The following is a 12,464-nucleotide window of genomic DNA, read 5'->3' as shown; positions in this document are numbered from 1 at the left end:
ATAATTTATAGTAAATGACTATTTTTTCTTTTTTGCTGAATTATACTTGTAAGTGCAAGTAAATAAAATTGCAAAAGATTTCATATAAAAATTTCATGATGCTAAGTTTATTTTAGAAAAAGTAAATTTAAGGAGTTTTTATATGGGATACAAACATCTTGGCATAGATGAAAGAATTTATATTGAGAATCAATTGAAATTTAAAGTAAAAATTAGTGAAATAGCTAAAAATCTTAATCGAAGTATTAGTACTATTAATCGAGAAGTTAATAGAAATAAAGATAATAATCATTATTTTTCATTAATTGCACAAAATAAAGCAGAAAATAGAAAACAATTACATGTTTATTTTCATAAATTTAAAAATAGAGAATTAGTAAAATATGTACAACAAAAATTATTATTAGGTTGATCGCCTGAACAAATTTATGGCAGAATTAAAAATTTTCATCAAGAATGAATTATTAGTTTTAAAACAATTTACAATTGAATTTATTCTGGATTACTTGAAAAGGTTACTAGTAAAAATTTAAGAAGAAAAGGTAAGAAACGAAAATCTCAAGAAAATCGGGGTAAATTTAATGGTAAATCCATTAAAGAACGAAATGTTAATAATCGCATAACTCTTGGCCATTGAGAAGGTGATACTGTAGTATCATCACGAGGTAAAAGTAAATCATGTTTAATAACTTTAGTTGAAAGAACATCAAGATTTACTTTAGCAATATTAGTTGAAAATAGAACTACTAAAGTTATTAACAAAAATATTAGTCATTATTTATCAATTCTTCCAAATAATCTTGTTAAGACTATAACATTTGATAGGGGTAAAGAATTTGCTAATTGACAACAACTTGAAAAAAATTTAAATGTGAAAATTTATTTTGCTGATGCATATTCACCTTGACAAAGAGGTACTAATGAAAATACTAATGGTTTAATTAGAGAAAAATTTCCTAAAAAATTTAATTTTTCAAACACTACTAAAAATGCAGTTCATAAATTTATATTGTCTTTAAACCAAAGACCAAGAAAAATACTAAATTATCTTTCGCCAATCGAATATTTGGTTAGAAAAATAATTTAGTTGCACTTAACTTTACAATTTGGCTAATATAATAATTTCATAACATTTTATTAAGTAAAGAAGAAAAATATATATCAATTACATTAATAAATTTATTAAAAAGTTGTTTAAATTCAATGTTGTTAATGACATAATGATATTTTTCTTTAAGAATTTTTCCAATAATTGATTTTTGAAAATAAGAACTTTGATGATTAATTTGTTCTCATTTTAAATAATTAACTAGTTTAATATTATCAATAGTATATTGCTCGTTAACTTTTTTAGTTATTAGTTGCACATTTTTAGTTTTTAATGTTATTAGACTATCATCATTAGGATTATTACTAATACTAAAGTCACTAACTGTTAATTTATTGCTTTCTGTAAAATCAGTGTTAGAAAAATTAAATTTATAATAATAATCATATTTTACTTCTTGCCCCATAAAATTATTACTTTGCTTTAAATTATTAATTGTTGACATGGCGAGACTAATACTAGCAGTGAGAATTATTGTTAGCAAAATTAGTAAAATCATTTGAACTTTTACTTTAAACATTGAAAAAAATGCTTGTTTATAAGTTGGAAATATTTTTTTCATTAGTTTTTGTAGCCTTTCTGCTTTAAATAACTTATTCGTCACTACTTTTTACTAATTCAAGTACATTCATTCGTTTTAATGTTTCAGTTGAAATTATATAAGTCAGTGTGTAAATAATTGTAATTGTTGCTAATGTTATTGGTAAAAGTCATCATTGGAAATATAGGAGAATAATGAATCCAGTAAAAATTCCAATAGTTCATAAGATACCTTGACAAATAAATCAAGCACTGATAAATCCAACGATAAATCCCATAATAGCGGCCGGAATAAACATTGATAAAGTTAAACTATTAATTTCACGATATTTATACCCTTGAATTTTCATAATCGCCATTAGTTTAGCAAACTGATGGACAAGAAGATTAGAAATCATTATAACAATAATTACGGATAGACTAATTGAACCTAAAATAAAGATGGCAGCAATACTAGAAGCCACTGTTGTTAAGTTTTTAATTAATTCTCGTTTTACTGTTAATAGTTCACTGTTAGTAACAGTATTAGCAACATTATCATTTAAACTAGCAATTGAATAATCACCAAGAGTTGAAGTTGTTGAATATCTACTAGTAACATCAGTTAATTCAGGATTAGATGATAACCGACCATTAAATCATAATGGTTCATTATTAAAAGGATCTTTTTTATAAATTTCACTACTTGTTGTGGCATTAAAACCAAGAATTTGATTAGCAACTCGTTGATTAATATAAACTTTTAATTCACCATAAGATTCATGAATTGCTTTAACTTGATATTTAACTTTTTGCGGTATCGGGGTATTATCAATTTTTAGAATTTTAGGTATTTCTTTATTACCAATAGTTTTACCGTCTAGTATGGCAATAAAAATATTTCATAATGGATTGTCATATGATTGATTTAAGAGATTTAGTGCTGATGTCATAAAGTTTTCATCAACAAATTTATTTTTAGTAGCAAATGGCACAAAGGCTCTAATATGTCATCATTTATTGTCGGATGATTGTTCAATAACAAATTTATTATTATTTGTTGGTATTTTTGCATTAATAATTTCTTTTAAAAATTCATCTTTAATTGCTGGGTATTTGATATTATCAATTGTGATTTCTTCTTTGGGTAATCGTAAAATTATTTCATTTAAGTTACGATAACTTTTAGCAATGTCATCATCACCAATATCGTTTTCTTTATAACCATAATGGTTAGTTCAACCATAAGGCGAGTTATTATCATTAATACTTCATTTATCTAGAGGCATATTATAGATATTTTCAGAGTTATTTTCATCACGATAAATTCAAAATGAAGTGTGAGCAGGATATCATTTATTATTAGCACTCATATATTGTAATTGTTTTTGTTGAACTTCACTTTCAAAAATACTATCAACTTTTAAATTATGTTTTATTTGCATTGCCCGATTAATAACTGCTGGAATCTTATCAAGTCATTTTTTTTCTTGGATATATTTTGAACTTTCTTTTAATGCAATCATATCACTATTTGGTTTTACTCCTAGGGTTTTAAAAGCGACATTATTTAAGTTAGCATCATAATATGTATATAATTCATCTTCTTTAGCATTATAAGGTAAAGTATTATGAGTAATTGTTAAGCGTTGTTTTCTTCCAGAAATATTAAGAAAGTCTTTAATATAAGAAGGAACAGCTGTTTCAATTGCATTCATTGTACAGGTTCTTCAGTTATCACTAGTATTTATTTCGGCATTAGTTGTTAAAATAGTGTTTACCATTGGACAAATAATTGTGGATAATAATCCTGAAAGTTTGGGATTATTATTAAAATCCTTAGAAATTTGTTCTAATCAACCTAAAGAAATTCCTCTGCCACCTGTTCAATAATAGTTATAAGCAATTTGTTTTAAAATATTATCTAAATTAATGTTTTGGGTATTATCACTAAGTTTTTTTCAAGAATTAGCAGGAGCATCTTTATAGTAATCAGCTACTGGACGAATTTCAGTAATTGGGTAATCAAGACTTTGATTTTGAGCATCAATCCCTTTTCAAGGGTATAAATTATAACGAGTTGTTGGGATATTACTAATCGGTTGTTGAAATTCAGCATTAGTTTGATATTTTAAAAGTCCATAATAAGAATCATCAAGACTGCGAACAGCAGCAGGGATCATTAAGGCAATAGCGATAGTGAATGAAGCAATAAGAATTGTTACAAACATAATAATAATTTTCTTATATGAAACTGATGCCAATGCCAAACGAAACCGAGTTTTAAAGCTTCCAAATGCAAATCATCTTTTGTGGATGCCAGAAATTGCTTTTGAAGGTTTATTATCACTGTTAGGTCGTAATAGGGTAATTGTATTTTTTGCTACTTGTTTATAAGCAGTAATTGTTACGGTAATTAAAATTACAATGATATTAATTGCCAAAGCAATTAGAAAAGGAATAATATCAAAATAAAAAATATTATTTGGGATTGTAAAGAAATTTTCAAAAATTTTCATTACGGCTATTTGTAAAATACTACCAACAATTCAACCAATGGGTACAGCAAGAATTGTTGTTATTAAGGCATAAGATCAATATGAACCAATAATTGTTTTATTTTCATAGCCTAATGCTTTCAAAACACCAATTTGTGTTGCGTTGCGTTCAACGGTTTTTCTAATAATTAATACTGTTGCAAAAACTGTTAACATTGTCATAAAAATAACAATAATAATACTAAATCAAGTATATGTTCTAGTAATTGTTGGTAACGAATTAAAGCCACGATTAATATAATTGTTGCTGTCACTATTTTCAATCGTTGAAGTTATTTTTAAATCTTCAGTAATTTTTTGAATGTCTTGGGGGTTGTTATTGTAAGCTAACATTTTTTGATAAACAGTTTCAATGCTGTTATTATTTTTTTTAAAATTATCATTAAGAAAAAGTCGAAATAATTCGAAATCATTGGCAATATGATTTCCTGTGTATGTTAAATAGACATTAGATATATCTTCAATATCACTATAACGAATGAATTCATCACGAATAAATAATTGGTGGTTAACGAATAAGACGGCTTCTTTTGCTGGATTAGGAAGAAAATTTATTGGATGAACAACAGGTAACGATGTAAAGTTATCGCCACCAATGCCAGTAATTATTAATTTATAGCTACCAATTTTAAGAGTATCACCAATTTTATAATTATATTTTTCAGCAAACTGAGGATTAATTACAATTTGATTAGCACCAGTAGGATAGGTGCCACTAATGATTTTAATATTATTTTTTTTAGCGTCATTATTAGGATTAATACTAATTACACGATAACGGATATTAGTAGCAAAATCAGAAAATAAATACTCTTGGCGTAAATTGACATTAAAGTTACTTAATAAGCCAACTAATTTATTATGGTGATTTCATATTGCTTGCGAAATATCTCAATTATTTCTTAAAGATGTTCCACCAATCGGAAGTGTTAGATATTTGGCAACATCGAGATAACTACTATCCTTATTATCATTTATGTGGTCGTTTGTTAGTTGAAAAATAATTTCATTATTATCTTTGCTAATATTCATTAAAATATTTCCTAAATCGCCTTTAAAACCTTGTTTAAAAAAAGCTTTGTTATTAAAATTTGTTGCCTGAGGAAACCTTTTTTCATAATCTTCTTTTGTTAATTGTTGAAAAATATTAATTCCGCCACCAAAAATTGGAACATTATCACTAGATAAATCAGTTTCATTATTTATATCTCTTATTCAACTGTCGCCATTACGAGCATTAACAAAGTCTCTTAAAAATATTTCTTTAAATGCTTTAACTTTGTCAAAATAATCAGCATCAGTTGTTTTTTTTGGATATTTAAGTTTATCACTATTAGCTTTATAAAGATTAAATAAATAAAAGGCAAAAATTGGGTTAATGTATTGTTCAACCAAAGTTGTATATTGTTCATATAATATTTTAAATTCGTTATTAGGAATGTCATGATATTTTTTATGTAAAATTTGACCAAAGAGTGAATTTTTAAAGGCTAAACTATTTGTATTAATTTTTTCTCATTTTAGTAAATTTTTAAAGGAAATATTTTCAATTGTGATATTATTATCACTTGCTATTTTTTCCGTAATATCTAAACTTTCTGATATTAATGGTAATAAACACCCCGTAGGGTCATTTTTATCTTTCGCAATGGTAAGTATTGGTGTACTGTTATCTTTTATACTTTTACTAGTATTAGATTCTGCTAATGAACTTTTACTAAAAGCAGTACAAATATTAAATGTTGGTGATATGCTTTGAATACTAGGACTATTTTTACTGTTAAAGCGATAACTATAATTAAATGGTGTTGTAGCACTATTCATTGCTGTTTCACCATCTAAGAGTCATCTTGTCGTAATTCAAGTTAAGGTAATTGTCGTTGATAAGATAATAGTTAATAAAATTAATGAAATAATTTGGATTTTATGTTTAAATGCTCCTCAAAAGGCTTGCTTAAATAATTTGTTTCATTTTCAATGTTTCATAAATGTATCTAACCTCAACTTAATAAATTATTATAAAAAAGATAAATATTTTTTAACATAAATAATTATATCAACTTATTTATGAACGGCAACCTTGTAAGAATATTGGTCACGTTTAGTTTTCTTAGGTATTTTTTAAAAAAGAAAAAATAGTCATTTACTATAAATTATTTCAATATGCAAATTAAGTATATATTTCTTATGTATGATTTTTGTTGTAAAAAATTATTTTAATGTTGTTTTTATAAGCATTTTACTTAGTTTTTATAACCTTTTATTAAGAATATGTTTGTTAATATTAAATATTTTGTTTTATTAATGCTGAATTATACTTGTAAGTGCAAGTAAATAAAATTGCAAAAGATTTCATATAAAAATTTCATGATGCTAAGTTTATTTTAGAAAAAGTAAATTTAAGGAGTTTTTATATGGGATACAAACATCTTGGCATAGATGAAAGAATTTATATTGAGAATCAATTGAAATTTAAAGTAAAAATTAGTGAAATAGCTAAAAATCTTAATCGAAGTATTAGTACTATTAATCGAGAAGTTAATAGAAATAAAGATAATAATCATTATTTTTCATTAATTGCACAAAATAAAGCAGAAAATAGAAAACAATTACATGTTTATTTTCATAAATTTAAAAATAGAGAATTAGTAAAATATGTACAACAAAAATTATTATTAGGTTGATCGCCTGAACAAATTTATGGCAGAATTAAAAATTTTCATCAAGAATGAATTATTAGTTTTAAAACAATTTACAATTGAATTTATTCTGGATTACTTGAAAAGGTTACTAGTAAAAATTTAAGAAGACAAGGTAAGAAACGAAAATCTCAAGAAAATCGGGGTAAATTTAATGGTAAATCCATTAAAGAACGAAATGTTAATAATCGCATAACTCTTGGCCATTGAGAAGGTGATACTGTAGTATCATCACGAGGTAAAAGTAAATCATGTTTAATAACTTTAGTTGAAAGAACATCAAGATTTACTTTAGCAATATTAGTTGAAAATAGAACTACTAAAGTTATTAACAAAAATATTAGTCATTATTTATCAATTCTTCCAAATAATCTTGTTAAGACTATAACATTTGATAGGGGTAAAGAATTTGCTAATTGACAACAACTTGAAAAAAATTTAAATGTGAAAATTTATTTTGCTGATGCATATTCACCTTGACAAAGAGGTACTAATGAAAATACTAATGGTTTAATTAGAGAAAAATTTCCTAAAAAATTTAATTTTTCAAACACTACTAAAAATGCAGTTCATAAATTTATATTGTCTTTAAACCAAAGACCAAGAAAAATACTAAATTATCTTTCGCCAATCGAATATTTGGTTAGAAAAATAATTTAGTTGCACTTAACTTTACAATTTGGCAATATTATACAAAATTTAAAAATAAAAATTTAATGAGATAAATTTTTCAATTAAAAAAGTGAAGCCAAAGCTTCACTTATAAAAATAAGAATTTTATTTTTTTGTTTTAAATGATGTTAATGTTCATAAGACTGAACCTACTGCTAAAAACGCATAAGGTGCTGCTCCAAAATAAGTTCATATTGATTTATAATCAACATCAATAAGACTACCAATAAGAATAATGATTGATAGGGTTGCTATTAAAGCACCTCAAACTAATGATCAAATTCCCACTTTAACAGAAAAAGGAATCAATATATATACTAACCCTAAAAATAATAATAACGGTCACGAAATTTTTAAACCATACATCACACCAGCATTTTCATCTTTACTAATTGCAATCGCAACTGCAAAAACCATAATTCAAATAGCGCCAATCATCATTAATATTTTAGGAATTATTAGTCCTGTTGGATTTATTTTTGCCATATATAATACATCCCCTTTAACTAAGATATATTATACTATTTTCAAATAGTCTAATGCAATACTATTTTATAATTCTGTAATTTCATCACCAAATTCAGAATCATTACCAGTCTCATTAGGAGTAATTTGTCCCAGAGAAACATAAATTTCTGGCACATTATTATCATTAGAAAAATTATTTGTCGTCCCATTATCACTTGTTGATTGTCCAAGTTCTGATGCATTACCAGCTTCATTATCATTTTCTAATTCATTATCTTTCATAAATAATCCTAATCAAGGCAAAGCAAGAATTAATAGTAAAAAGAAAATTTGTAAAATTGCTCCTACTTTATTTTCAGAGGTTACTAATAAAGCAAAGTAAGAATAAACATTATATCCCAATATTAAAGTAATACATAATATGGAAATAATCGCTGCCGGAATAAAATATCAAGCATTAAGCGTTTTAATTTTTTTACGATAACGATTTAATAAACCATAAAAAATAATTACACCATATAACATAAATGCCATCACAACACCAGCATTACTAATAAAATCAAAGAAATTATAATTATCATCAGTAACTATCGTTGGTAGTGCCATAATTACAATTCAAACTGCAAATAATACTCCCATCACCATTAATGTTGCTGTTTTAATACCAAAACGATTAATAACTTTTTGTCATATTTTATCGTTACCAACAACAAAACCATCATCTAATGATGACCTTGTTAACTTTGTCATTGAAAAACAATAACCATTTAAAGTGCCAAAAGCACTAATAAGAATAAAAATAAAAATTAAGCGCGTACAAACAGCATTAACTGTTGGATTATTAAATATTTTCCCCGCAGCAATAGCAACGCTACCACTAGGGTCTAAATTTAATGTTGAAATTGAAGTTAAAACATAAATAAAAGTAATTCCTGTTAAACCAAAAACTAAGGCTAAAGGAATATTTTTACTAGAATTCCGAACATCTTTTTGAATATAAGTTGTTGATAAAAAACCATCAAAGGCAAAAAGAATTCCTGGTAACGCCATTAATAGCATTTCAAAATGACCTTTATTTTTAACAATTTCATATTTTTTTGGATCACCTAATCCAGTTTCTAAAAAAGCACCTGCTCCTGCATTAACAACAATTAATCCAGCAACACCAATAAAAATTAATGGTATTAATTTTAAAACAACGGTAATCATTTGTACTCATTTACTAATTGATTCATTATAAATGCAACAAACAATAACAAATAAAGTATATAAAACTGCAAAAATACTTAATAATAATTCATACACATTAGAACCACCTAAGACATTTGCTAAACGCATTTCCGCATCTTGACCGCCACCAATTGCTCAAACAGAAGCCTTACTAGTATAATAAGCTACTGTAAAAGCAGTTAATGGCAAATAAATATTATTCATTGCGTTACGAACAACACGACCAAATTTACTACCAGCAAACATTTTTGCATATAAAGCAATTCCCGAATTACTATCTTGTTTTGCCGATGAAATTTCCATAAATGATAAACCAAAAGAAATTGCTACAACACCACCAATAATTCAAGCAATGATTCCTAAAATTCCATTACCATTAACAAAGCCGTAAACACCTTCATTTTTAAAGAAAATCCCAGTTCCAATTACTGTCCCCACAACCATACAGAGGCACATAAATAAACCATATTTTCTTGCGACATTTTGACTCATATATTTTTTCCCTTCTAAATTATTAATTTTATTTAATTTTTTTATTTTCATAGTATTATATATATTTATTATAACAATAATAAATATAAATATTAAAACAATTTTACAATTATAAAATTGTTTTAAAAAATAAAACGGTAACTACCATTTTATTTACTAAATATGTATTTAATTAAGTTGTTCAAAATTAAATATTTTCATTCCTATTAATTTTTTCTCGTTACTATAAGAAAACTTTCAACTAAATTTAAATTCTTGCTTTTCTATCGTTATATTATAAAATACTAACCCTGCACTCGGATCATAAACAATTTCTGCTTTTGTATCCTGAATATAACTTAATTTATTAACAAAATCAGCAATATAATCACCATCTTCTTCTCAAATACTTTTATTATCGCTGAATTATACTTGTAAGTGCAAGTAAATAAAATTGCAAAAGATTTCATATAAAAATTTCATGATGCTAAGTTTATTTTAGAAAAAGTAAATTTAAGGAGTTTTTATATGGGATACAAACATCTTGGCATAGATGAAAGAATTTATATTGAGAATCAATTGAAATTTAAAGTAAAAATTAGTGAAATAGCTAAAAATCTTAATCGAAGTATTAGTACTATTAATCGAGAAGTTAATAGAAATAAAGATAATAATCATTATTTTTCATTAATTGCACAAAATAAAGCAGAAAATAGAAAACAATTACATGTTTATTTTCATAAATTTAAAAATAGAGAATTAGTAAAATATGTACAACAAAAATTATTATTAGGTTGATCGCCTGAACAAATTTATGGCAGAATTAAAAATTTTCATCAAGAATGAATTATTAGTTTTAAAACAATTTACAATTGAATTTATTCTGGATTACTTGAAAAGGTTACTAGTAAAAATTTAAGAAGAAAAGGTAAGAAACGAAAATCTCAAGAAAATCGGGGTAAATTTAATGGTAAATCCATTGAAGAACGAAATGTTAATAATCGCATAACTCTTGGCCATTGAGAAGGTGATACTGTAGTATCATCACGAGGTAAAAGTAAATCATGTTTAATAACTTTAGTTGAAAGAACATCAAGATTTACTTTAGCAATATTAGTTGAAAATAGAACTACTAAAGTTATTAACAAAAATATTAGTCATTATTTATCAATTCTTCCAAATAATCTTGTTAAGACTATAACATTTGATAGGGGTAAAGAATTTGCTAATTGACAACAACTTGAAAAAAATTTAAATGTGAAAATTTATTTTGCTGATGCATATTCACCTTGACAAAGAGGTACTAATGAAAATACTAATGGTTTAATTAGAGAAAAATTTCCTAAAAAATTTAATTTTTCAAACACTACTAAAAATGCAGTTCATAAATTTATATTGTCTTTAAACCAAAGACCAAGAAAAATACTAAATTATCTTTCGCCAATCGAATATTTGGTTAGAAAAATAATTTAGTTGCACTTAACTTTACAATTTGGCATTTAAATTGAGAAAAAAACAGTGAACCAAGATATTGAGAAAATAAAGATTTTTTATCATATCAAAATAAAAAATTAAAAAACATAAAAATGAAAGTACAAGAATGAGATAAAAATGAAAGATATGCCAAATGAAAAATATTAGAATTTAACGCACAATTAGAAATTAAACCCTCGACTGATATTGATTTACCAGAAAAAACCACCAAATTTGATGGCAACCATAACTATAACGATGTTGTTGATAATCTTGATTACTTAATGATTCACCGTGGTGATTTTGATAAATTTAATTACTCGTATCTCTATTGAACGCCCGTATTTAATTTCATTGACACCCTAGAAAAAGGTTATTACAAAGAATTTACGATTAAAAATCACGGCTTTAAAGACGAGAGTTACTTTTATCATAAAACTTCTAGTGATAAAAATGTAGTAAATGAGAATGTTTTGAAAATTAAGGCATTTAACAAAACTTTAATTGCTGGAAATAAGTATTTACAATTGATACACGGTGAAAATGAAATCTGAAAATATGGCACTACGAATTCTAACGATTATTACCTAATTAAATATCTTTTTGGTACCTTAAATTACCTCAATGTTAGATTTAGTTTTCTACGCTATGACCCCGATTTAAAAAATGATATTTACCTATATTTTAAAAACAACATTCCTAGTATTAACAATAGCGATTACAAAAATGTTTTTAACGAAATCTATGAAATTCTTGGCAATTTCTTTGCTAGTTTATTTTATGCGACTTTTGATATGGACGAAAAAACTCATACCGAAATTGATTTTAAGGGTGTAGAAAACTATAAGAAGGATTACTTTATTCAAATCGGTTTCTTTTATCGTTCATTAATTACCTTTTATCCCAAAAAATACTTAGTAAATATTATAGGAAACTCAGAATTATTACTAAGAAGTTATTTCTTTACTTTTGACAAAAAAATGCACCAAGATAATTACAATGCTATTAACAACACCAATAGTATTTATCAAATTGATTTTAATGTCCTTAAATCTTATGATAATAAACTCATTGCCTTGCCAACCAACAAAACCGCTAACAGTATTAATTATCTAAATACCGATATTGATATTCGTTATGGTATTAACATTTTTACCTTAACTTTTCCACTTTATCACAAAGGGAATATCTCTAACTACAATTTTAAAATTTATGACTTTAATAGACTTGGTACATAACTATAACATTTTATGCCGACTAAACTAT

8 protein-coding genes are annotated in these 12,464 nt (G+C 25.4%); 4 read left to right on the top strand and 4 right to left on the bottom strand.

The window, feature by feature from the left end; translation table 4 throughout:
• Positions 1–142 precede the first annotated feature (142 nt).
• Positions 143–1,087: an IS30 family transposase gene (locus ACFEL5_RS04650; protein ID WP_338966716.1), complete on the top strand. Its 945-nt coding sequence runs from the start codon at positions 143–145 to the stop codon at positions 1,085–1,087.
• Here the strand turns inward: ACFEL5_RS04650 and ACFEL5_RS04645 are convergent.
• Entirely contained in the window at positions 1,071–1,607 is a 537-nt protein-coding gene (locus ACFEL5_RS04645) for a hypothetical protein (protein WP_375315095.1), read from the bottom strand. The genes ACFEL5_RS04650 and ACFEL5_RS04645 overlap by 17 nt on opposite strands.
• Before the next feature lie 94 nt (positions 1,608–1,701).
• Entirely contained in the window at positions 1,702–6,171 is a 4,470-nt protein-coding gene (locus ACFEL5_RS04640; protein WP_375315094.1) for an ABC transporter permease, read from the bottom strand.
• A 428-nt stretch (positions 6,172–6,599) separates the two neighbouring features.
• Here ACFEL5_RS04640 and ACFEL5_RS04635 point away from each other — a divergent pair, with 428 nt between their 5' ends.
• Positions 6,600–7,544, top strand: a complete 945-nt coding sequence (locus ACFEL5_RS04635; protein WP_375315093.1) for an IS30 family transposase — start codon at positions 6,600–6,602, stop codon at positions 7,542–7,544.
• A 117-nt stretch (positions 7,545–7,661) separates the two neighbouring features.
• Here ACFEL5_RS04635 and ACFEL5_RS04630 read toward each other — a convergent pair whose 3' ends face one another.
• Positions 7,662–8,042, bottom strand: coding sequence for a hypothetical protein (locus ACFEL5_RS04630; RefSeq protein WP_338968675.1), 381 nt, complete (start codon positions 8,040–8,042; stop codon positions 7,662–7,664).
• Positions 8,043–8,108: 66 nt separating this feature from the next.
• Positions 8,109–9,746 (bottom strand): APC family permease, encoded by a 1,638-nt coding sequence (locus tag ACFEL5_RS04625; RefSeq protein WP_342190075.1) that lies wholly within the window; start codon positions 9,744–9,746, stop codon positions 8,109–8,111.
• Positions 9,747–10,253: 507 nt separating this feature from the next.
• Here ACFEL5_RS04625 and ACFEL5_RS04620 point away from each other — a divergent pair.
• Together ACFEL5_RS04620 and ACFEL5_RS04615 are read left to right on the top strand one after the other, a co-directional pair.
• Positions 10,254–11,198, top strand: coding sequence for an IS30 family transposase (locus ACFEL5_RS04620; RefSeq protein WP_375315065.1), 945 nt, complete (start codon positions 10,254–10,256; stop codon positions 11,196–11,198).
• A 113-nt stretch (positions 11,199–11,311) separates the two neighbouring features.
• Positions 11,312–12,436, top strand: a complete 1,125-nt coding sequence (locus ACFEL5_RS04615; protein WP_375315092.1) for a hypothetical protein — start codon at positions 11,312–11,314, stop codon at positions 12,434–12,436.
• Positions 12,437–12,464 lie beyond the last annotated feature (28 nt).

This window comes from Spiroplasma endosymbiont of Tipula paludosa (assembly GCF_964264785.1).
Taxonomy (GTDB): Bacteria; Bacillota_I; Bacilli_A; order Mycoplasmatales; family Nriv7; genus Nriv7.
This window is presented reverse-complemented; position numbering and strand designations above follow the sequence as displayed.